Below are 21,066 nucleotides of genomic sequence, written 5' to 3'. Positions count from 1 at the left end.
CGTCTAGCCGACGAAGCCCGCACTCTGGCGCAGCTCTCTGTGATCTGCGCCAGTCAGCAGCGCGATCAGCGCGGCGGCCTCCGTCGGATGTGCGGCCCGCGTGGCCACGCCGGCGGTGTACATCGTCACGAGCTCGGATCCCGGCGGCAGCGATCCCGAGAGCACGAGGCCGTCGGTCGCGATGATCTCGGTCGCCTGTGTGCAGCCAATCGGCCGCGACGCAGTCGAATTCGCTAGTTCCCGCATCGCCGTCGCGCCGTTCGGAAAGATCTTGAGGCGCGAGGCGACCTCATAGGCGATGCCCAAACGGTCCAGCACTTTTGCAACGTGCTGCCCTGCGGTCGAGGCCTTGGTGTCTGGGACGTAGATCGCGTCGGCACTGCGCAACACGTCTCGCAAATCGGCTTCGGTCCTTACCGTCACCTTGGGATCGCGGCTGCGGACTGCCAGGGCGGTCTCGACCCGGCCGACATCCGTGATCGAGGAGGGGACAACGAGCTTCTCCTCGGCAAGTTTCGCAAGGAGAGCCTGTGTCAGGATTACGAGATCGGCAGCCGTTCCCGCGCGCAGCTTGTCGGCCATGATGCCGACCGCACCGAACTCGCCGTCGATGCCGAACCCGGTCTGCGCCTTGAAGGCCTCGGCGAGGCCGCGCACCAGGCCTTGCGCCGCGCCGCCGCTCAGGATGGTCAGTGTCGTCAAGATGCACGCTCCATGGCTGCAATGATCCTGTCGCGCGTGATCGGCAGGTCGCGCACGCGCACGCCGAGACAATCGTAAACTGCATTGGCGATTGCCGCCGTCACCGGGCCGTGCGCGGCTTCGCCGGCGCCGACCGGCTCGATCTCCGGCCGCTGAATCACCTCGACGTCCACCGCCGGGACTTCGCTGAAGGTCAGGATCGGATAGTCCGTCCAGGAGGTCGAGGTGATGCGGGTCCGGTCGAACCGGACGCGCTCCTTCAAAACCCAGCTGGTGGCCTGGATTGCGCCCCCCTCGATCTGGTTGATGACGCCGTCTGGATTGACGGCCTCGCCGACATCGACGGCAAGCGTCAGCCGCTTCACGCGGATGTTGTCGGCGCCCTCGATCTCGGCAATCGCCGCGCAATAGGCACCTATGTTCTTGTAGCGGGCAAAGCCGACGCCGTGACCAATGCCGGGTCGTTTTTGCGGCTTCCAACCGGCACGGCGCGCCGCGGCGCTGATGACATCGCGCGCCCGTTCGTCGCGCAGATGCCGCAAGCGAAAAGCGATCGGATCTTCGCTGCGCAAGGCGGCGATCTCGTCGAGCAGGGACTCGATGGCGAAGACGTTGCCTTGTCCGCCCAGCGTCCGCAGCGCCGAGGTCCGCACCGGCATGGTCAGCAGCCGGTGGCTGGTGATCGTCCAGCCGGGAAAATCATAGAGCGGAACGGAGTTGCGGTCGGCGCCGCCGCCATTGGCCGCCGGCGGGTTGGTCGAGATCATGCGCGGGTAGGGATTTGTGATCTCGCTCGCCGCAAGCAGTGCCGGCTGCGCCGCGCGTCCTGGCCGCGCCGCATGGCCGTTGCTCCAGATATCATGGCGCCAGCCAGAGATCTCGCTGTCGGCGTCGAGATCGGCCTCGACCTCGATGGCCATCGCCGCACCAAACGGCGCGTGGGACATCTCGTCGTGGCGCGACCACTGCACCCGCACCGGGCGGCCATCGGCCGCTTTCGCCAGCAACACGGCATCGAGCGCGACGTCATCGGCGGCGTTGTGTCCGTAACAGCCGGCGCCCTCCATGTGTTCGACGATGATGCTCTCGGCCGGCAGCTTGAGCACGATCGCGAGGTCGGCGCGGAGCAGATAGACACCCTGGCTGTGCGTCCAGACATGGACGCGGTCACCGTCCCATTGCGCCACGGCACAGGAGGGCGCGATCGAAGCATGTGCGATGTAAGGGCGGGTATATTGCCGGCGGAGCATCTGGGCGGGCTTGCGGGCCGATTCCACCCCCCTGCTGTCGATGACGGTGGTCTCGACCGGCTGGCTCCTCAGGAAGCCCGCGAGATCGTCTTCATCGGGCAGCGGCTCGCCCGCGGACCATTTCGCGCCCTTGCGCAAGGCCTTGAGCGCCGTTTCCGCCGCCGCCTCGGTGTCGGCGACCACGCCGGCAAAGCCGCCGTCACGGACGATCGCAACGCGGCCGGGGATCGCGCGCACAGCGGTCTCGTCGAGTGCGGCCAATTTGACGCCCGACATCTCCGGCCGCAGCACGCGACCGTGCGCCAGTCCCGGCAGTGCGAGGTCGTGGATGAAGCGCGGCCGCGCGAACACCTTGTCGGGAATGTCGATGCGCTGGACCGAATGCCCGGCGACAACGCGCTTGGCAATGCTCTTCGCTGTCGAGTCGGCGGTGGCGTTGTGGTCGAGCGAGACATCGCCAGCCAGTTCCCAATAGCTTGTTCTGACGTTGCCCGGTCCCGAGATGGTGCCGTCATCGACATCGAGCTGCGACGCCTCCACGCCGAGACGTTCGGATGCCGCGCGAAGGAAGCGCTGGCGCACCTCGGCGCAGATATGGCGGAGCGCGCGGCCGGATTGCTGGATTGATAGACTGCCCGAGGTGACGCCTTCATTCGGGCTGCTTGTCGTCGAGGCGCGGATCATCTCGATCCTGCCGATATCGACGTCGAGCTCGTCCGCCGCGATCTGCGCCAGCGCCGTGACGATGCCTTGACCGATCTCGACCTTGCCGGGCGAGATCGCCACACGGCCGTCATCGGTGAATCGCACCCATGACGATAATTTTGGATTGGCCGCGAGGCTGACCGGCAGTTTCGGGGCAGGAGATGGCATGCTCATGACGCCGCCATCTCCGCCGCCGCACGCAGCACGGCGCGGACCATGCGGTTGTGCGATCCGCACCGGCACAGATTGCGATCTAGTGCGGCTCTGACCTCGGCCTCCGTCGGGGACGGATTGCGTTTCAGGAGCGCAGCCGCGCTGATCAGAATTCCGGATACGCAATAGCCGCACTGCATTGCCTGTTCGGAGATGAAGGCGCGCTGCAGCGGCTGTGGTTGCTCTGCCGTGCCGAGGCCCTCTACCGTGACGACATCCTTGTCCGCGACCGACCACAACGGCATGTCGCAGGAGGCCATCGCGCGATCGCCGACCATCACGTAACAGGCGCCACACTCGCCAGCGCCGCAGCCGAAATGCGCACTGGTGAGGCCGAGCCGGCTGCGCAGCACATCGAGCAGAGTCTGATCGGGGTCGGCATCGACGGCCGTCGCCGCACCGTTGAGGCGGAATTGAATGGTCGGCATGATCGCTCTGAGGCCTCAGGACTTGTCGAATTTCTTGACCACGTCGGCCCATTTCTCGATGTCGCCGCGCAGGAATTTGTCGAACTGCTCGGGTGTCATCGACATGGGCACGGCGCCTTGTTCCGTCCAGAGCTTTACGATGTCCGGCCGCTTCACCATCGCGGCAACGGCTGCATTGACCTTGTCGATGATGGGCTTCGGCGTGCCCGCCGGTGCCATCAGGCCGAGCCAGATCGTCGCCTCATAGCCGGGAACGCCCGCTTCGATCGCGGTCGGCACATTCGGCAGCACGGCCGAGCGTTGCTTGCCCGTGGTGGCGAGCGCGCGCACCTGGTTCTCGGCGACGTTCGGCGCCATCGCCGGCACCGCGTCGATCATCATCTGAACCTGTCCGCCGATCACGCCGCTGCGGGCCTCACCGCTGTTGCGATAGGGCACATGGACGACGTCGATGCCGGCCATGGCTTTGAACAGCTCGCCGGCCATATGGTAGGGCGTGCCCTGCCCGGAGGAGGCGTAGTTCAGCTTGCCCGGTTGCGCCTTGGCGAGTGCGATGAACTCGGCCAGCGTCTTTGCCGGAACTTGCGGGTTCACCACGATGACGAGATCGGAATAGTTCACCGGCGCGATCGGCGCGAGGTCGCGCATCAATTCGTATTTGCGCTTGTCCGGCGTCAGCAGCGATTCATTGGCGGTCTGGGTGTTGGACATCATCAGCAGCGTGTAGCCGTCGGCCGGCGACTTCGCCGCCTCGATCGTGCCGATGACGCCGCCGGCGCCCGTGCGGTTCTCGACCACGAAGGGCTGGCCGAAGCTCTCCTGCAGCACATTGCCGATCAGCCGAGCCGCGACGTCAGCCGGCCCGCCGGCACCGAATGGCACGACGATCCGGACCGCGCGGGTGGGATAATCCTGGGCGAATGAGGGGGCAGTCGGGACGACGGCGAGCAGGCCGGCAGCCAACGCCAGCATGAAGCTTCGGGCAACCATGCCCACCTCCCTGATGTCGTTCTTGTTGCCCGGCACTCTAGCGGCGGGGAATGCGAACTGTCGACGCCTTACAGGGCCAATCGGGAGGGGAATATCCGGCGGCTTTCGGTGTGGCTGCGCCGCTTTTCGCGGTCGCAGCAGGAACTGCCGGCCCGTGCGGCTTGAGCAAATCGCATGGGCGCTGCCGGATAAATGCCCTCGGCTGGCCGGTATTTTGGTGTTACGAATTGGGTCATGAACCAGCACGCCAAAATCGAAATCCGCCATTCGACCTGTCCGCACGATTGCCCGTCGGCCTGTGCCCTCGATGTCGAGGTGGTCGAGAGCCGCAGCATCGGCCGTGTCCGCGGTTCGAAAAAGCAGACCTACACGGCCGGCGTCGTTTGCGCCAAGGTCGCGCGCTATGCCGAGCGCATCCATCACCCCGAGCGGGTGACGTACCCGATGCGCCGCACGGGTCCGAAGGGCTCCGGGCAGTTCGCGCGGATTTCCTGGGACGAGGCGCTGGACGAGATCGGGCATCGCTTCAACGCGGCCGAGCGCGAGTTCGGCGCGGAATCGATCTGGCCCTATTACTACGCCGGCACGATGGGTCTTGTGATGCGCGACGGGCTCAACCGCCTCACGCACGTAAAGAGATATTCGCGCTTCTATCAGACCATCTGTGCCAACGTTGCGCGCATCGGCTTCGCCATTGGCACCGGCAAGATCGCCGGCGCCGATCCGCGCGAGATGGCGCAGTCCGATCTCGTCGTGATCTGGGGCACCAATCCCGTCAACACCCAGGTCAACGTGATGACGCACGCCTCCCGTGCGCGCAAGGAGCGCGGCGCCAGAATCGCGGCGGTCGACATCTACGACAACGACACCATGAAGCAGGCTGACATCAAGATCATCCTGCGGCCCGGCACCGACGGCGCGTTTGCCTGCGGCGTCATGCATGTCCTGTTCCGCGACGGCCATGCCGACCGCGCCTATATGGACAAATACACCGACTGCCCTGCCGAGCTCGAGGCGCATCTGAAGACGCGCACACCGGAATGGGCGTCCGCGATTTGCGGCGTGCCGGTGGCGGAGATCGAAGCCTTCGCGAAAGCGGTGGGCGAGACCAAGCGCACCTTCTTCCGCTTTGGCTACGGTTTTACGCGCAGCCGCAATGGTGCCACCCAGATGCACGCGGCCAATTGCATTCCCGCGGTGACGGGCGCCTGGCAATATGAAGGCGGCGGCGCCTTCTTCAACAATTACGCGCTGTGGCATTTCAACGAATCCATCATCGAGGGCCACGACGCCATCGACCCGGGCATTCGCGCGCTCGACCAGTCGAAGATCGGCCGTATCCTCACCGGCGATGCCGAGGCCTTGCACGGCAAGGGGCCGGTCAAGGCGATGCTGATCCAGAACACTAATCCGATGACGGTGGCGCCGGAGCAGGCGCTGGTGCGGCAGGGCTTTGCGCGCGAGGATCTGTTCGTCGCCGTGCACGAGCAGTTCATGACCGAGACGGCCGAGATGGCCGACATCGTGCTGCCCGCGACCATGTTCATGGAACATGACGACCTCTATTACGGCGGTGGCCACCAGCACATCTCGGTCGGGCCGAAGCTGATCGATGCGCCCGGCGAATGCCGTTCCAACCACGAGGTCCTGCAGGGGCTCGCGCCGCGGCTTGGCGCAAAGCACCCGGGTTTCGAGATGACGCCGCGCGAATTGATCGATGCGACGTTGAAGCTGAGCAATCACGGCGACATCGGCGGCCTCGAAGCCGACATCTGGCGCGACCTGCAACCGGACTTCCGCACATCCCACTATCTCGACGGCTTCGCCCATGTCGACGGGAAATTCCATTTCAGGGCCGATTGGGCGCATCCGCCGTTCGGCGTGACGATGGGCGATGTCGAAAAGATGCCGTCCTTGCCGGATCATTGGGCGGTGATCGAGCAAATTGATCAGGCTCACCCGTTCCGGCTCGCGACCAGCCCCTCGCGCAGCTTCCTCAACACCACCTTCAACGAGACGCCGTCCTCGCAGGAACGCGAAGGCAAGGCGAGCGTGATGATCCATCCCCTGGATGCCGCCGCGCTCGACATTGCCGATGGCGATGCGGTGACGCTGGGCAACACCCGCGGCGAAACCACGCTGATCGCGACGCTGTTCGACGGCGTGCGGCGCGGCGTGCTGATCGCGGAGTCCGTTCACCCCAACAAGAACCATATCGGCGGCCGCGGCATCAACATGCTGACGGGAGCCGAAACCGTCGCGCCGATCGGCGGGGCCGCATTCCATGACAACAAGGTCTGGATCAGGAAGGCCAGGACGGTTTAGGGCACGCACTCCGTGACGCCGTAGCCTGCGAACTCCTTCGCAATGTTCGGGTTCATGGACTTCGCTTGGGCGAGATCGGTGGCGCCGTCACCGCCGCTCTTGCGGGCGGCGATGCCCCGGCCGAACAGCGACGATGACGAGCGCGGGTTGCGCTGGATCGCGTCGGTGTAGTCCTTGATCGCCTCGTTGGTCCGGCCGAGCTTGAGGTTGACGAGCCCGCGGCTGTCGAGCGCATCGCTCAATCCGGGATTGATCTGCAGCGCCAGATTGCAGTCGCCGAGCGCGCCCTGCAGGTCGCCGGTTGCAGCGCGCGTCCAGCAGCGATTGTTGAGCGCCTCGGCATCTCCGGGATTCCTGCGGATCACAAGGTCGAAATCCTGCGTGGCGAGCGCATAGGCGCGCTTGATCGCATAGACCTGGCCGCGCTTGTAGCGCGAGACGATGTCATTTGCGTTCGCCGCGATCTTGCGACCGAGATCGGCGATGACCGGATCCCTGGCGAGATCGTCGGCGCTCGGGGGAGGCTCTGCCTGGGGCGCTTCGCAGACCGGCTTCTGCGGCTCAGGTTTCTGAGGCTCGGGCTTCGTCGCGGTCGGATCGGCCTTGTTGTCGGACGGCCGGGGCACCGAACCTGCGAACGAGAATTCCGTGGTCAGCGAGGACGACAGCCAGGGCACCTGTTCCCGCTTGGTCGCGGCGACCACGCCGTTCTTGGTGTTGGTCAGGGCCTGCTCGGCGCTGATGTTCGGCGCGCGCATCTCGCGAAGCAACTCGGCGACGAACAGGCCGTGATCGGTCTTGCCGCTGGCCGCGACCGCGCCGAGCGCCGCGGAGTAGAGCACGAGCGAATTGCTCGGCGCGATGGCCGGCGCAAGGCCCGCCGAATAACGGCGGAAGCGCCGCTCGAACGGGTTGCGGCGCGAGGCGTCGATCAGCGCGATCTTGATCGCGGCGCCGCGCGTGTTCATCTCGGCGAGCATGGCATCGAGGCTGAAGCCGTCGCGCGCCACGTCAGGCTCGGTCCAGAGCTGCGCGTCGACGGGGAGCAAATAGGTCTGCCGGTTGGATTGGATGGCAAAGCCGTCGAAGAAGACCAGCGCCACTGCGTCGCGTTCGATGCGGGCATAGAAGCGATCCAGCACCTGCCGCATGGTATCGCCGGTGAGATTGCTCTGCCGGTCGACGACGAAGCCCTCGCGCTTCAATTCTTCGGCGACGTCCTGGGCGTCGTTGGCGACGTCGTTCAGCACGAACTCGTTGTCGGGATATTTCGCATTGCCGATCACCAGCGCGAGTTTCGCGGCATCAGCGGCGCGGCTTGCGGAGCCCGCGCCCGATGCGAGCAGTCCTGCCAGCAACAACATCATCGCGGCGCGCATGAAATGGCTCATTGGTGATCAAAATCTCCAGTCAGGATAGCGGCCGTCACCCGTAATTCAATCGCCAAGCGAATTTGCGCCCACACGCTATGGTGACACAGCGTTGCAGATTGCCCTTGCGCGCGCCGCCCGTCCTGCCGCAAATGGCTGCAAAACGGAAGGCAAGGAAGCGAGCGGACCATGACCGACACCACGGCAATCGTCACCGAGAAGCGCGGGCCGGCGTTCTGGATCACCATCAACCGGCCGGAAAAACGCAACGCATTGAATGGCGAGGTCATCGCCGGCATCACCAAGGGCTATCGCGACGCGCATGACGACAAGGACGTCCGCGTCATCGTGCTGACGGGCGCGGGCGACAGGGCGTTCTGCGCGGGCGCCGATCTGCAGAATTCCGGCGCCGCTTTCGCGATGGACCATTCCAAACCAAATGTCGACTATGCCGATCTGTTACGTTTGTCACAGAACGCCACCAAGCCCGCGATCGCGCGGGTCGGCGGGGTTTGCATGGCCGGCGGCATGGGCCTGCTCTGCATGACCGACATGGCGGTTGCGGCCGATCACGTCGTGTTCGGCCTGCCGGAGGTCAAGGTCGGCGTGTTCCCGATGCAGGTGCTGAGCCTGCTGCAGTCGATCGCACCGCCGCGCCTCGTCAACGAATGGGCGCTCACCGGCGAGCCGTTCGACGCCAAGGCGGCGCAGGCTGCCGGTCTCCTCAACTACGTCGTGCCCACGGCCGAGCTCGATGCCAAGGTCGACTGGCTGATCGGTCGTATCGTCGACAAATCGCCGACCGCGATCCGCCGCGGCAAATACGCCATGCGCGCCATCGCCTCGATGTCATTCGACGAGAGCATCGCCTACACCGAAAGCCAGATCGCGCTGCTCGCGATGACCGAGGACGCCAAGGAAGGCCTGAAGGCGTTCAGCGAGAAGCGGAAGCCGGTCTGGACGGGACGGTGAGGGGCAGGGACCGCTCTCGTGTCCCGGACGCAGTGCAGCGCCTCTTCGGCGATGCGCTGCAGAGCCGGGACAGCAGCTCAGCCCGCGTTCGCCTTCAGCCCCGCCGCCTGGATACCCGCCACCGCGCAGGCCTCGTCATTGTCGGAGGTGTCGCCGGAGACGCCGACGGCGCCAAGGAGCGTCGCGCCGTCCATGATCAGCACGCCGCCGGGCACCGGCACCAAGGCGCCTTTGGCAATCGTGTTCACGGCGTCGATGAAATAGGCCTGCTCCTGCGCCCGCTGGTACAGCGCGCGTGAGCCCATGCCCATGGCGAGCGCGCCGTAGGCCTTGCCGTGGGCGATCTCGGCACGCATCAGGCTGGTGCCGTCCTGCGCCGCGGCGAGCTTGAGCACGCCGCGCGCGTCCAGGATGGTGACGACCAGCGGCTTCAGCTTGAGTTCGCCGGCCTTCGCGAGGGCGGCGTCGAGGATCTTGCGGGCGGTGTCGAGGGTGAGGTCAGCCATGGCTGGGTTCCTTTGCAGCGGTTGAGGTGGAATTGGGTTCGGCGCGCTCGAGGCTCATCGCCAGCACGCGCGCGACGTGGAGCGCCTCGCGCCCCGTGCCGTCGTGGATCTGGTGGCGGCAGGAGGTGCCGTCGGCGACGACCAGCGTATTCTCGCCTGCGCGCCGTACGGCGGGCAGCAGCGACAGTTCGGCCATCTCGATCGAGGCATCATAGGTGTCGGCGCCATAACCGAAGGCGCCGGCCATGCCGCAGCAGCTGGACTCGATGGTCTCGACCTCGAGGCCGGGGACGAGGCGCAGCACCTGTTCGACCGGTTTGAAGGCGCCGAAGGATTTTTGATGGCAATGGCCGTGCACCACGGCCTTGTCAGCGACGCTGCCGAGCGGCAGTTGCAGCCGGCCGGCCCCGGCCTCGCGCACCAGAAATTCCTCGAAGGTCAGCGCATGCGCGCCGACCGCCTTGGCGTCATCATCCCTACGCAGCGAGGCGAGCTCGTCACGCAGCGTCAAGAGGCAGCTCGGCTCGAGACCGACGATCGGCACGCCGCGGGCGGCAAAGGGCGCGAAAGCGGCGACGAGCCGGTCGAGCTCGGACCTGGCTTCATCGACGAGCCCTGCGGACAGGAAGGTGCGGCCGCAGCACAGCGGGCGGCTGCCCTTGGCCGACTTCGGCATGTGAACGCGATAGCCGCCGGCCGCGAGCACGCGCAGCGCCGCGTCGAGGTTCTCGCGCTCGTAGATGCGATTGAACGTGTCGGCGAACAGCACGACCTCGCGTCCGTTCTCCGGCCCGACCGCGTCCGCCGGCGGCACGAACACGTCGCTGCGGAAGGCGGGGAGTGCCCGGCGCGCGCTGATGCCGGCAAAGCGTTCGAACAGCTTTCGCAGCAGCGGGCTGCGGTTGCGCAAATTCGCCAGCGGCGCGAGGCGCGAGGCGAGGCCGGCATAGCGCGGGATATAGCCCACCAGGCGGTCGCGCAGCGTCAGTCCGTGAGAGGCCGCGCGCGCGGCGAGCACTTCGATCTTCATCTTGGCCATGTCGACGCCGGTCGGGCATTCATGGCGGCAGGCCTTGCAGGAGACGCAGAGCTTCAGCGTCTCCATCATCTCGTCGGAAGACAGCGCATCGGGCCCGAGCTGGCCGGAGATCGCGAGCCGCAAGCTGTTGGCACGACCTCGCGTGACGTCCTTCTCGTTGCGCGTGGCGCGGTAGGACGGACACATCACGCCGCCCTCGAGCTTGCGGCAGGCGCCATTGTTGTTGCACATCTCGACCGCGCCCTGGAAACCGCCGCCGGCGCCGGGATAGGCAGACCAGTCGAGTTTTGTCTTCAACTCACCGACGCGATAGTCCGGCTTGAAGCGGAACAGCGAGCGGTCGTCCATTTTGGGCGCATCGACGATCTTGCCGGGATTGAGCACGCCGTCGGGGTCGAAGCGCTGCTTCACTTCCCTGAAGTCGGCGACGAGGCGCTCGCCGAACATCGTCTCATGGAATTCGGAGCGCACCAGGCCGTCGCCATGCTCGCCGGAATGCGAGCCCTTGTATTCGCGCACCAGCGCGAAGGCCTCCTCGGCGATGGCGCGCATCGCCTTGACGTCCCTCTCCAGCTTCAAATTCAGCACGGGCCGCACATGCAGGCAACCCTCGGAGGCGTGCGCATACATGGTGCCGCTGGTGCCGTGCTTGGCAAACACCTCGTTCAGGCGCTGCGTGTAGTCGGCCAGATGCGGCAGCGGCACCGCGCAGTCCTCGACGAAGGAGACCGGCTTGCCCTCCTGCTTCATCGACATCATGACGTTGAGGCCGGCAGCGCGGAAATCGGCGATGCCGCTCTGCAGCGCGGGCTCGGTGATCTCGACCACGCCGCCCCATTTGCGCGTGTCGTTGGTCCAGCCGAAGCCGAGATCGTCCATCAATTCGCCGAGCTGCTTCAGGCGCGCCAGATTGTCGGCCTGGTTCTCCTCGGCGAATTCCACGACGAGCACGGCGTCCGGATCGCCCTTGATCGCGGCGTTGATGATCGGCTTGAACATCGCGATGTCGCGGCCGAGCGCGATCATGGTGCGGTCGACCAGCTCGACCGCGATCGGCTTCAGCTTGACCAGATGCTGGGCCGCGTCCATCGCCTCGTAGAAACTGCCGAAATGGCAGACGCCGAGCGCCTTGTTGCGGATCACGGGCCACAGCTTCAGCTCGACCTTGGTGGTGAAGGCGAGGGTGCCCTCGGAGCCGACCAGGAGATGCGCCATGTTGTTGCGCGCGTTGCGCGGCGTGAGCGCATCGAGATTGTAGCCGCCGACCCGGCGCTGCACCTTCGGAAAGCGCGTCGCGATCTCTTCGGCCTCGCGGGACCCGAGATCGAGCATGTCGCGGAACAGGGCGCGTGCGCTGTCGCTCGCATCGAGATCGGAGAGGTCGCGCGAGACCTCGCCAAAACGGCTCAGCGTGCCGTCGGCGAGCGAGGCTTCCATCGACAGCGTGTTGTCGCGCATGGTGCCGTAGCGAAGCGAGCGGCCGCCGCAGGAATTGTTGCCGGCCATGCCGCCGATGGTGGCGCGGGAAGCCGTGGAGACGTCGACCGGAAACCACAGGCCGTGCTTTTTCAGTTGCCGGTTGAGGTCGTCGAGCACGATGCCGGGCTCCACCACGCAGGTGCAGCCCTCGACGTCGAGCGACAGGATGCGGTTGAGGTGTTTTGAGAGATCGACCACGAGCCCGTCATTGACGGTCTGGCCGCATTGCGAGGTGCCGCCGCCGCGCGGGGTGACCTTCAGCCCCGCGTCGCGGGCAATCGCCAGCGCCCGCAGGGCCTCCTCCATGGTCCTGGGCACCACCACGCCCGAAGGCACGATCTGGTAGAACGAGGCGTCTGTGGCGTAGCGGCCGCGGCTGAAGGGGTCGAACAGGACGTCGCCGGTCAATTCCGACCGCAGGCGCCGTTCGAGCGAGGAGGCGTTTGTCATACCTGATCCCGGACTGATCCAGCGAGGCTCAGCCTTGCTGAGATATTCATTATCCTACCGGATCGATTATATTATGAATTCAAAATGAGCAAGCCGGCTACCCTTAAGGCGCCGTCGGCGCATCCTCTGGGGGCTCGGTCAGATGCTCGATCGCGGCCGTCCGCTTGTTGCGCAGGTGCTGGAACAGGATGTCGCTGAGCTCGCTGGCGGCGCGGCGGCGCAGCGCATCGAGGATGGCCTCGTGCTCGCGCATCGCCTCCGCCCAGCGCTGCCGCTTGCGGGCAAAATTGGCGGAGTAGCGGACGCGGCGAATTCTCCCCGCGAAGTTGGTGTAGGCGGTCTTCAGCGTCTCGTTGCGCGCGGCCGCGACGATGCTCTCGTGGATGCGCTGGTTGGTCTGGAAATAGCCGTGCATGTCGCGGTGCAGGTAGTGGCCGTACATCTCGTAATGCAATTGCTCGATCGCAACGATTTCCGCATCCGTAATGGCCTCGCAGGCGAGCCGTCCGGCAAGGCTCTCCAGTCCTGCCATGACGTCGAACAGCTCCTCGATGTCGCGCTGGCTGAGCTGGCGCACCCGTGCGCCGCGGTTCGGCAAGAGCTCGATCAGGCCCTCGGCGGCGAGCACTTTCAGTGCCTCGCGCAGCGGCGTGCGGGAGATGCCGAGCATCTCGCAGAGTTGCCGCTCGGGAACGCGGGCTCCTTCCGGGATATTGCCCTCGACCACGTAGTCGCGCAGCCGCAGCAGGATCTCGCCATGGAGCGAGGCCTCGGGACGGTTTTCCTGGCGGTCACCGCCGTTTGCGGCGGGTGGGGCGATCGGAACCCCGGTGTCGGGAATCGTGGATTTCATTTGCAGCACAATAGTTTGCTCGTTTGGTCGCGTCGACGTCCACAATCGAATACCAAATTTCGATTGAAAAGACAAAAAATGAATGCAAAATAGTCTCCAGAGCCGGCCAAGATCCGCCGCCAGGGAGATTTTCATGCATCAGGGACGCCATTTCCTTCAGATTCCGGGCCCGAGCCCGGTCCCGGAGCGCGTCCTGCGCGCCATGGACATGCCGGTCATCGACCACCGCAGCGCGGAGTTCGGCGAGCTCGGCCGCACGGTCCTCGAAGGCAGCCAGAAGATCTTCCAGACCAAAGGGCCGGTCGTGATCTTCCCCTCCTCGGGCACCGGCGCCTGGGAGGCCGCGATCGTCAACACGCTGTCGCCGGGCGACAAGGTGCTGATGGTCGAGACCGGCCATTTCGCGACGCTGTGGCGCCAGATGGCGGGTCGCTTCGGCATCGAGGTCGACTTCGTCCCCGGCGACTGGCGCCGCGGCGCCGATCCCGCATTGATCGAGGCAAGGCTCACCGAGGACACTGCGCAGGCGATCAAGGCCGTCATGGTCGTGCACAACGAGACCTCGACCGGCGCGACCAGCCGCATCGCCGACATCCGTGCCGCGATCGACCGCACAGGCCATCCGGCGCTCTTGATGGTCGACACCATCTCCTCGCTCGGCTCGGTCGACTACCGCCACGACGAGTGGAAGGTCGATGTCAGCGTCAGCTGCTCGCAGAAGGGTTTCATGCTGCCGCCCGGCCTCGGCTTCAATGCGATCTCGCAGAAGGCGCTTGCTGCGGCGAAGAGCAACAAGATGCCGCGCTCCTATTTCGACTGGGAGGAGATGCTCAAGCCCAACGCAAAAGGCTTCTTCCCCTACACGCCCGCAACCAATCTGCTCTACGGCCTGCGCGAGGCGATCGCGATGCTGCTCGAGGAGGGTCTCGACAACGTGTTTGCGCGGCATCAGCGGCTTGCCGCCGCGACCCGCGCTACCGTCAATCATTGGGGCCTCGAGGTGCTCTGCCAGGAGCCGTCGGAATTCTCGCCGGTGCTCACCGCCGTGCTGATGCCGCCCGGCCACGACGCCGACCAGTTCCGGAAGGTGGTGCTCGACAATTACAACATGTCGCTCGGCTCCGGCCTGTCGAAGGTGGCCGGAAAAGTCTTCCGCATAGGCCATCTCGGCGAATGCAACGCGCTGACGCTGCTCGGCGCGCTCACCGGCATCGAGATGGGCCTGTCGGTCGCGGGCGTGCCGCATCGCTCCGGCGGTGTCGATGTCGCGATGAAGCTTCTGGAGCAGCGCCCGCAGGGCAATGCATCGCCTCATCTGAAAGTGGTGGGCACTTAGGCCGCGCCGGACGCGCGGCTGGAAATCACAAAAAAGCGATCAGGGAGGGCGAGATGGGAGTTCGGTTCAAGGCCACGCATGTCGTGCTGGCGATGCTCTGCGCGATGTACTTCATCACCTATGTCGACCGGGTCAACATCGGCACCGCCGCGAGCGAGATCCAGAAGGAGCTCGGCCTCTCGAACACGCAGCTCGGCCTCGTCTTCTCCGCCTTTGCCTATCCCTATCTGCTGTTCCAGGTGATCGGCGGCTGGGTCGGCGATCGTTTCGGGCCGCGCAAGACGCTGTTCTGGTGCGGCATGGTCTGGGCGGTCGCCACTATCATGACCGGCTTCGTGCACGGCCTCGTCGCGCTGTTCATTGCCCGCTTCGCGCTCGGCTTCGGCGAGGGCGCGACCTTCCCGACCGCGACGCGCGCGATGCAATACTGGACGCCGGCGAGCCGCCGCGGCTTTGCGCAAGGGCTCACGCATTCCTTCGCCCGGCTCGGCAATGCGGTGACGCCGCCGGTGGTGGCGCTGCTGATCGTGTGGCTGACCTGGCGCGGCGCCTTCGTGGTGCTCGGCCTCGTCAGCCTCGTCTGGGGCGTCATCTGGGTCTGGTACTTCCGCAACGAGCCGAAGGAGCATGCCTCGATCACCGAGGCGGAGCTCGCGGCGCTGCCGCCGCGCCCGACCGGCGAACGGCCGCGCGTACCCTGGGGACCGCTCTTTGGCCGCATGTGGCCGGTGACGCTGACCTATTTCTGCTACGGCTGGTGCCTGTGGCTGTACCTGAACTGGCTGCCGCTGTTCTTCAAGAACAACTACAATCTCGACATCAAGAACTCGGCGCTGTTCGCCTCGGGCGTCTTCTTCGCCGGCGTGGTCGGCGACAGCGTCGGCGGCGTGCTCTCGGACAAGATCCTCGAGCGCACCGGCAATGTCCGCTTGGCGCGATTGAGCGTCACGGTTGCGGGATTTACGGGCGCGCTCTTGTCGCTGCTGCCGATCCTGTACGTCCACGACATCACCGTGGTGGCGCTGTGCCTGTCAGCCGGCTTTTTCTGCGCCGAGCTGGTGATCGGCCCGATGTGGTCGATCCCGATGGACATCGCCCCGAAATATTCCGGGACCGCCTCGGGAATCATGAACACCGGCTCGGCCTTCGCCGCCATCGTGTCGCCGCTGGTCGCCGGTTTCGTGATCGACGTGACGGGCAACTGGTATCTGCCGTTCCTGATGTCGATGGGCTTGCTGCTGCTCGGGGGCTTCTCCGCTTTCCTGATGCATCCGGAGCGCCCGTTTGCGGAGGCCGCGGGGAGGGGGCCGTCCAATAAGATGGTGGCCGCGGAGTAGGGCGCTTTACGACTTTCATTCATGCCCGGGCTTGTCCCGGGCAAATGGCCGGGACAAGCCCGGCCACGACGGGAGTAGCAGGCTTCGGTGTCCAAAATCCGTGATGTCATACGCCCTGCGACGGGGGCGGCGGAGGTCCATCGCTTATGCATGGAAGGGGTCTTTAGGAGAGGGGACAAGCCGGTCAAATGGTGCTATTCGGCGGCCATCAAGATCAAGGCACAACCGGGAAGGACGCCGATGACCGTGCATACTGGAAGGCATTTCCTACAGATTCCAGGACCGACCAATGTGCCCGACCGGGTATTGCGGGCGATGGACATGCCGACGCTGGACCATCGCGGTCCGGAGTTCGCTGAGCTCGGTTTCGCCGTCCTTGCCGCGATGCAGCGCGTGTTCCGGACCAAGCAGCCCGTGATCATCTTCCCCTCGTCCGGCACCGGCGCCTGGGAAGCGGCGATGGTCAATGTGTTCTCGCCCGGCGACAAGCTCTTGATGTGCGAGACCGGCCAGTTCGCCGTGCTGTGGCGCGGCATTGCCGACAAGTTCAAGCTCGACGTCGATTTCATCCCGAGTGACTGGCGCCATGGCGCCGACCTCGCCGAGATCGAAAAGCGCCTGACCGCCGACAAGCAGCATGCGATCAAGGCGGTCTGCGTCGTCCACAACGAGACCTCGACCGGCTGCGTGACGCCGCCGCTGGAGGTGCGCAAGCTGCTCGACCGCGTCAAGCATCCGGCGCTGCTGATGGTCGACACCATCTCCGGCCTCGGTTCGATGGAATACGAACACGATGCCTGGGGCATCGACGTCTCGGTCGCCGGCTCGCAGAAGGGCCTGATGTTGCCGCCGGGCCTCGGTTTCAACGCCGTCTCGGAAAAGGCGCTCGCCGTCGCCAAGGCCAATCCCGGCATGCGCTCCTACTGGGACTGGCAGGAAGTCATCACCTTCAACAAGCTCGGCACCTTCCCCTACACGCCCGCGACCAACCTGCTCTACGGCCTGCGCGAAGCGGTCAAGATGCTGGAAGAGGAGGGGTTGGAGAATGTCTGGTCCCGCCACAAGCGCCACAGCGCCGCCACGCGCGCCGCGGTCAAGGTCTGGGGCCTGGAGACGCAGTGCTCCGATCCCGCTGCGCACTCGCCGGCGCTGACCGGCGTGCGCGTGCCGGATGGACACGACGCCGACGCGTTCCGCAAGGTCGTGCTGGAAGCCTTCGACATGTCGCTCGGCACCGGCCTGAACAAGGTCAAGGGCAAGGTGTTCCGCATCGGCCATATCGGCCATTTCAACGATCTGATGCTGATGGGGACGCTCGCCGGTGTCGAGATGGGCCTCGATCTTGCAAAAATTCCGCACCGGAGCGGCGGCGTGCTGGCGGCCATGGACGTCCTGAAGGGACGCGACGTGGTCCCGATGACCAAGGCTCAGGTGGCCTGAACTAACCTTGAAAGTGAGCGCGCGATGAACGCACCGACGACGACGAACGAAGACCTGCTCTACTCCGTCACGGACGGCATCGCGCGGATCACCTTCAACCGCCCCCAGGCGCGCAACGCCATGACCTTCGCCATGTATGACCGCATGGCGGAGATCTGCCTTGAGATCAACGCCGACCGTTCGATCAAGGCGCTGATCCTGACCGGGGCCGGCGACAAGGCGTTCGCCTCCGGCACCGACATTTCCCAGTTCCGTGCGTTCAAGACCGCACAGGACGCACTCGACTACGAGGCGCGCATCGACCGCGTGCTCGGCACGCTCGAGCAGTGTCGCGTGCCCGTGATTGCGGCCATCGCCGGGGCCTGCACCGGCGGCGGCGCCGGGATCGCAGCCTGCTGCGACTTGCGCATGGGCACCGAGACGACGCGGATGGGCTTTCCGATCGCGCGCACGCTCGGCAACTGCCTGTCGATGTCGAACATCAGCCGTGTCGTCGCGCTGGTCGGGCCTGCCCGCACCAAGGATCTGATTTTCAAGGCGCGCCTGGTCGAGGCGCAGGAGGCCCTGTCGCTCGGCCTGCTCAACGAGATCGTCCCTGATGTCGAGACCCTGCAGCGCCGCGCCGACGAGACCGCGAAGCTCGTGGCGAGCCATGCCCCGCTCACGCTGGAAGCGACCAAGGAAGCCGTGCGCCGCATCCGCCGCACGCTGTCGCGCGAAGAGGGCGAGGACCTGATCCTCAAGGCCTATATGAGCGACGATTTCCGCGAGGGCATGGACGCCTTCCTCAACAAGCGCGCACCCGTCTGGAAGGGCAAGTAGCCCGACCGGACGGGTGGCTATCTTGCCGTCCCAACGAAGTATCCGTCTGCCTTGCCGTCCTTCGTGAATCTGGGGCAGGCGCAAAAGCTTCCCGGCGAGCTGCGAGTTGGGCACATGACCTTTGGCGTTCCCGGGGGCAATTCAGAGGCATTCACAAGGCATTGCGATTGAGGTTTTGGATCCTCCGGCACGCCCTTGGCGAACACGGTTGGACCAGCGCCGATCAGCATTAAGACAAGCAGGGCACCCTGAAGGAAGCTCATGCGTAGTCCCTAAACCGCAGCGAATACCTCGCCTTTCCAGCTCGCCCAATCATCCTCTGGCTCGGCGCTGATAAGCCGGCTCCTAGCTTGATATCGCTAAACGAACACGTGGAGGAGCCTAATATTCATTCCTCACACCGATAAGGATTGCGCCGCGTCTGTGTCTCGCGACATTCTTGGTAACTTGTCGCTTCATCTATCAGACGCAAGTGGATGAGTGTTCCAGCTGCTCGGCGATAGTTTGGGCGCGGTTGGCAATCTTGTGCTGATCGGCCTTCAGGACTCCAGCATGTTGGGCGCGCGCAAAGATACTACAGACCTCTGAGAGGAATTGTGGCGTGTACCCGAACGCCTTGACGCCCGATTTTGTGCGGAACTCGATCTGATGGGCTGCCGTAACAAGATCTTCGCCAATAAAGGGGACTAGATTCTGCACTGTCAAAAAAGCAGGAAGACTGGCGCCGCTCTTGTAATATCGACGTCCTTTAGGCGGACGAATGCGACCAAGACCCACCATGAAGCCGCTTTGAGTAATCACACGCTGTCCGTCTTCAAGGATAGCAACTTCGATTTCGATGTCCCCAGATCGAAGGACGCCTTGATGAGTTGCCTGTGGCAAATGTCTCGCCCAACGGGCCTCGGCGGCCTTCCGCGCAATCTCCCGTCGCTCGTCACCTGATAGCGCGGCTGCCCTTGCAGTTCCCCCAGCAGCTCGGGCAGGAACTCCCCATTGCACCTTCCAACGCGTTCTCCGCCGCTCGTGGACGTGGTCCAAAATGACTTTTTTACGCGTATTCATATTTCAGGAATATGGTTGACTCAGAAAATAGCAAGGCGAAATGGAAGCAAAATGAGTCCGGCAAGCGCAGCAAGTTACGCCGCAAGCAACGCCGGATCATTCAATACAGCTTTAACCAACTCGGGTGAAGAGCACTGCCAGGCCGCCGTGCAGAATGCTCTCAGCATCATGTCCTTGCACTTAATTTGTGGAACCGGCCGAAACTTCGCCGCGAGAGCTTGGGCAACATTCAGGGCCTGGTAGATATTCCGTTCCTGATAAAGCTTCGGGCCGAACAGGCTTCCCAATAGGCCGCCCCAAAAGCTGTGCCCGTGCGAACGCACCAAGACGCCCCTCTTGCCGACGGAGACCCAACAGGCGTCGCCGCTCTCGAGGATGATCGTCGCGTCATGGCCAAATTTTTCGTTGATGTAGAGCAGGCGCGGCATCAATTCGCAACTCTCAACTTCTCCGACTCATCATGAAGCCGACTTACCGAAGCGCCTGGGACTGGGGCATTTCTGAATCCGATCAAGGCCCCTGGTCTTGCTCTCCGGGCTCACCAGGCCCGTGGCTTCTAACCTGACTATGCAACTTTGTCTCGTTCCGCGGCCTGGTCTCATTCCAAAGTCATAAAGGGGATGACGTCGGACGGCTTGAACTCAATCGTATTCGCCCGCACAATGGCTCTGAATTCATCTTCAGAATTTCCAATCCGAACAAGAACATAGGCAAGAACTTGGGGAGCACGCTCGTGGGACATGGAATGAAGGCCGCGCTGGCACTGACGGCCGCGCTGTGCGGCACGCCGGCCTTTGCCGGCTGGGAGCCGGCAAAGCCGGTCGAGATCGTGGTGGCGGCCGGCGCGGGCGGCGCCTCGGACCAGATGGCGCGGATGATGCAAGCCGCGATCCAGAAGAACAATCTGATGAAGCAGCCGGTCGTCGTCTCGCTCAAGGGCGGCGCCTCGGGTGCGGAAGCGCTGATGTACATGAAGTCCAGCGAGGGCGATCCGAACAAGGTGCTGATCGCCTATTCGCTGATCTACATGCTGCCGCTGTCGGCGAAGATCCCGTTCAACTGGCGTGAGCTGACCCCGGTTTCGGTGGTCGCGCTCGACCAGTTCGTGCTGTGGGACAACAGCGCGGGGCCCAAGACGGTGAAGGAGTTCGTCGCGGCGGCGAAGGCCGCGAGCGCGCCGTTCAAGATGGGCGGCACCGGCTCCAAGCGCGAGGACCACGTGCTGACCGTGTTCCTCGAGCAGAAGACCGGCGCGAAGTTCTCCTATCTGCCCTACAAGTCCGGCGGCGAGGCCGCGACCCAGCTGGTCGGTAACCACACCGAGGCCAACGTCAACAACCCATCCGAAAATCTCGAAGTCTGGCGCGCGGGCCAGGTGCGTCCGCTCTGCGTGTTCGACAAGGAGCGCATCTCCTACACCACCAAGGTGACCGAGACCCAGTCCTGGGCCGACATCCCGACCTGCAAGGAGGAGGGCGTCGACGTGCAATATCTGATGCTGCGCGCGATGTTCCTGCCCGGCAAGGTCACGGCCGAGCAGCAGGCGTTCTACGTCGATCTCTTCCACAAGGTGACGCAGACCGCGGAGTACAAGGAATACATGGAGAAGCAGGCGCTGAAGCCGATCTTCCTCACCGGCAAGGACATGGTGCAGTTCCTCGAGGAGGATGACGCGCAGAACAAGTCGCTGATGACCGAAGCCGGGTTCGTCGCGAAGTAGCTGGCTCTCTCTTCTCCCTCTTCCCGTTCTTACGGGGAGAGGGCACGGGGTGAGGGGTTCTCTCCAG

Annotated in this window: 17 protein-coding genes; 7 read left to right on the top strand and 10 right to left on the bottom strand. The window is 64.7% G+C overall.

What is annotated here, in order from left to right; genetic code table 11:
* Positions 1-3: 3 nt before the first annotated feature.
* From AC0WRY_RS24840 to AC0WRY_RS24825, 4 genes are read right to left on the bottom strand one after another with little or no spacing between them, the layout of a single operon-like run.
* Positions 4-702 carry a molybdate ABC transporter substrate-binding protein gene (locus AC0WRY_RS24840; protein WP_194403434.1) on the bottom strand — a complete coding sequence of 233 codons (699 nt, stop codon included), beginning with the start codon at positions 700-702 and terminating at the stop codon, positions 4-6.
* On the bottom strand, positions 699-2,825 hold the full coding sequence (locus AC0WRY_RS24835) for a xanthine dehydrogenase family protein molybdopterin-binding subunit (protein WP_491123501.1): 2,127 nt from the start codon (positions 2,823-2,825) through the stop codon (positions 699-701). The genes AC0WRY_RS24840 and AC0WRY_RS24835 overlap by 4 nt, the downstream gene beginning before the upstream one ends.
* 2 nt (positions 2,826-2,827) lie before the next feature.
* A complete protein-coding gene (locus tag AC0WRY_RS24830; RefSeq protein ID WP_194403433.1) occupies positions 2,828-3,298 on the bottom strand; it encodes a (2Fe-2S)-binding protein in 471 nt (156 codons plus the stop codon).
* Positions 3,299-3,313: 15 nt separating this feature from the next.
* Positions 3,314-4,288, bottom strand: a complete 975-nt coding sequence (locus tag AC0WRY_RS24825) for a tripartite tricarboxylate transporter substrate binding protein (RefSeq protein ID WP_194403432.1) — start codon at positions 4,286-4,288, stop codon at positions 3,314-3,316.
* A 234-nt stretch (positions 4,289-4,522) separates the two neighbouring features.
* Between AC0WRY_RS24825 and AC0WRY_RS24820 the strand changes: the two genes are divergently transcribed.
* A complete protein-coding gene (locus AC0WRY_RS24820) occupies positions 4,523-6,613 on the top strand; it encodes a molybdopterin oxidoreductase family protein (protein ID WP_491121473.1) in 2,091 nt (696 codons plus the stop codon).
* On the opposite strand, the gene AC0WRY_RS24815 is transcribed toward AC0WRY_RS24820, so the two are convergent.
* The gene (locus AC0WRY_RS24815) at positions 6,610-8,004 is read right to left on the bottom strand and encodes a caspase family protein (protein ID WP_491121471.1); all 1,395 of its coding nucleotides are present in this window, start codon (positions 8,002-8,004) and stop codon (positions 6,610-6,612) included. The two genes, AC0WRY_RS24820 and AC0WRY_RS24815, sit on opposite strands and share 4 nt — an antisense overlap.
* Before the next feature lie 168 nt (positions 8,005-8,172).
* On the opposite strand from AC0WRY_RS24815, the gene AC0WRY_RS24810 reads away from it, so the two are divergent.
* Positions 8,173-8,955, top strand: coding sequence for an enoyl-CoA hydratase/isomerase family protein (locus AC0WRY_RS24810; RefSeq protein WP_491121469.1), 783 nt, complete (start codon positions 8,173-8,175; stop codon positions 8,953-8,955).
* Positions 8,956-9,032: 77 nt separating this feature from the next.
* Here AC0WRY_RS24810 and AC0WRY_RS24805 read toward each other — a convergent pair whose 3' ends face one another.
* The 3 genes from AC0WRY_RS24805 to AC0WRY_RS24795 all read right to left on the bottom strand — a co-directional run bounded on the left by AC0WRY_RS24805 (position 9,033) and on the right by AC0WRY_RS24795 (position 13,282).
* Positions 9,033-9,461, bottom strand: a complete 429-nt coding sequence (locus tag AC0WRY_RS24805; protein WP_491121467.1) for a GlcG/HbpS family heme-binding protein — start codon at positions 9,459-9,461, stop codon at positions 9,033-9,035.
* The gene (locus tag AC0WRY_RS24800) at positions 9,454-12,429 is read right to left on the bottom strand and encodes an FAD-binding and (Fe-S)-binding domain-containing protein (RefSeq protein ID WP_491121465.1); all 2,976 of its coding nucleotides are present in this window, start codon (positions 12,427-12,429) and stop codon (positions 9,454-9,456) included. Before AC0WRY_RS24800 ends, AC0WRY_RS24805 begins: the two co-directional genes overlap by 8 nt.
* A gap of 103 nt (positions 12,430-12,532) precedes the next feature.
* Positions 12,533-13,282: a GntR family transcriptional regulator gene (locus AC0WRY_RS24795; protein WP_491121463.1), complete on the bottom strand. Its 750-nt coding sequence runs from the start codon at positions 13,280-13,282 to the stop codon at positions 12,533-12,535.
* Positions 13,283-13,415: 133 nt separating this feature from the next.
* Between AC0WRY_RS24795 and AC0WRY_RS24790 the strand changes: the two genes are divergently transcribed.
* The 4 genes from AC0WRY_RS24790 to AC0WRY_RS24775 all read left to right on the top strand — a co-directional run bounded on the left by AC0WRY_RS24790 (position 13,416) and on the right by AC0WRY_RS24775 (position 18,217).
* Positions 13,416-14,618 carry a pyridoxal-phosphate-dependent aminotransferase family protein gene (locus AC0WRY_RS24790; RefSeq protein ID WP_491121461.1) on the top strand — a complete coding sequence of 401 codons (1,203 nt, stop codon included), beginning with the start codon at positions 13,416-13,418 and terminating at the stop codon, positions 14,616-14,618.
* A gap of 53 nt (positions 14,619-14,671) precedes the next feature.
* Positions 14,672-15,955 (top strand): MFS transporter, encoded by a 1,284-nt coding sequence (locus AC0WRY_RS24785; protein WP_491121459.1) that lies wholly within the window; start codon positions 14,672-14,674, stop codon positions 15,953-15,955.
* 240 nt (positions 15,956-16,195) lie between these two features.
* The gene (locus tag AC0WRY_RS24780; RefSeq protein ID WP_194403424.1) at positions 16,196-17,395 is read left to right on the top strand and encodes a pyridoxal-phosphate-dependent aminotransferase family protein; all 1,200 of its coding nucleotides are present in this window, start codon (positions 16,196-16,198) and stop codon (positions 17,393-17,395) included.
* A gap of 24 nt (positions 17,396-17,419) precedes the next feature.
* Positions 17,420-18,217, top strand: a complete 798-nt coding sequence (locus AC0WRY_RS24775) for an enoyl-CoA hydratase/isomerase family protein (RefSeq protein WP_491121457.1) — start codon at positions 17,420-17,422, stop codon at positions 18,215-18,217.
* 462 nt (positions 18,218-18,679) lie between these two features.
* Here AC0WRY_RS24775 and AC0WRY_RS24770 read toward each other — a convergent pair whose 3' ends face one another.
* Both AC0WRY_RS24770 and AC0WRY_RS24765 read right to left on the bottom strand, forming a co-directional pair.
* Positions 18,680-19,099, bottom strand: a complete 420-nt coding sequence (locus AC0WRY_RS24770; RefSeq protein ID WP_194403422.1) for a hypothetical protein — start codon at positions 19,097-19,099, stop codon at positions 18,680-18,682.
* 254 nt (positions 19,100-19,353) lie between these two features.
* A complete protein-coding gene (locus tag AC0WRY_RS24765; RefSeq protein ID WP_194403421.1) occupies positions 19,354-19,707 on the bottom strand; it encodes a hypothetical protein in 354 nt (117 codons plus the stop codon).
* Positions 19,708-20,024: 317 nt separating this feature from the next.
* Between AC0WRY_RS24765 and AC0WRY_RS24760 the strand changes: the two genes are divergently transcribed.
* Positions 20,025-20,999 carry a Bug family tripartite tricarboxylate transporter substrate binding protein gene (locus AC0WRY_RS24760; protein WP_194403420.1) on the top strand — a complete coding sequence of 325 codons (975 nt, stop codon included), beginning with the start codon at positions 20,025-20,027 and terminating at the stop codon, positions 20,997-20,999.
* The last annotated feature ends 67 nt before the right edge of the window (positions 21,000-21,066 follow it).

This window comes from Bradyrhizobium sp. T-12, from assembly GCF_058314695.1.
Note: the sequence above shows the minus strand (reverse complement) of the source record. Positions and strands in the feature narration are given on the sequence as shown.

Excerpts from the sequence above, each read along its gene's own strand:
- AC0WRY_RS24820 (WP_491121473.1), top strand. The coding sequence starts at position 4,523 with ATGAACCAGCACGCCAAAATCGAAATCCGCCATTCGACCTGTCCGCAC.
- AC0WRY_RS24805 (WP_491121467.1), bottom strand. The coding sequence starts at position 9,461 with ATGGCTGACCTCACCCTCGACACCGCCCGCAAGATCCTCGACGCCGCC.
- AC0WRY_RS24835 (WP_491123501.1), bottom strand. The coding sequence starts at position 2,825 with ATGCCATCTCCTGCCCCGAAACTGCCGGTCAGCCTCGCGGCCAATCCA.
- AC0WRY_RS24810 (WP_491121469.1), top strand. The coding sequence starts at position 8,173 with ATGACCGACACCACGGCAATCGTCACCGAGAAGCGCGGGCCGGCGTTC.
- AC0WRY_RS24795 (WP_491121463.1), bottom strand. The coding sequence starts at position 13,282 with ATGAAATCCACGATTCCCGACACCGGGGTTCCGATCGCCCCACCCGCC.
- AC0WRY_RS24815 (WP_491121471.1), bottom strand. The coding sequence starts at position 8,004 with ATGAGCCATTTCATGCGCGCCGCGATGATGTTGTTGCTGGCAGGACTG.
- AC0WRY_RS24780 (WP_194403424.1), top strand. The coding sequence starts at position 16,196 with ATGACCGTGCATACTGGAAGGCATTTCCTACAGATTCCAGGACCGACC.
- AC0WRY_RS24825 (WP_194403432.1), bottom strand. The coding sequence starts at position 4,288 with ATGGTTGCCCGAAGCTTCATGCTGGCGTTGGCTGCCGGCCTGCTCGCC.
- AC0WRY_RS24785 (WP_491121459.1), top strand. The coding sequence starts at position 14,672 with ATGGGAGTTCGGTTCAAGGCCACGCATGTCGTGCTGGCGATGCTCTGC.
- AC0WRY_RS24775 (WP_491121457.1), top strand. The coding sequence starts at position 17,420 with ATGAACGCACCGACGACGACGAACGAAGACCTGCTCTACTCCGTCACG.
- AC0WRY_RS24830 (WP_194403433.1), bottom strand. The coding sequence starts at position 3,298 with ATGCCGACCATTCAATTCCGCCTCAACGGTGCGGCGACGGCCGTCGAT.
- AC0WRY_RS24790 (WP_491121461.1), top strand. The coding sequence starts at position 13,416 with ATGCATCAGGGACGCCATTTCCTTCAGATTCCGGGCCCGAGCCCGGTC.
- AC0WRY_RS24800 (WP_491121465.1), bottom strand. The coding sequence starts at position 12,429 with ATGACAAACGCCTCCTCGCTCGAACGGCGCCTGCGGTCGGAATTGACC.
- AC0WRY_RS24765 (WP_194403421.1), bottom strand. The coding sequence starts at position 19,707 with ATGCCGCGCCTGCTCTACATCAACGAAAAATTTGGCCATGACGCGACG.
- AC0WRY_RS24760 (WP_194403420.1), top strand. The coding sequence starts at position 20,025 with ATGAAGGCCGCGCTGGCACTGACGGCCGCGCTGTGCGGCACGCCGGCC.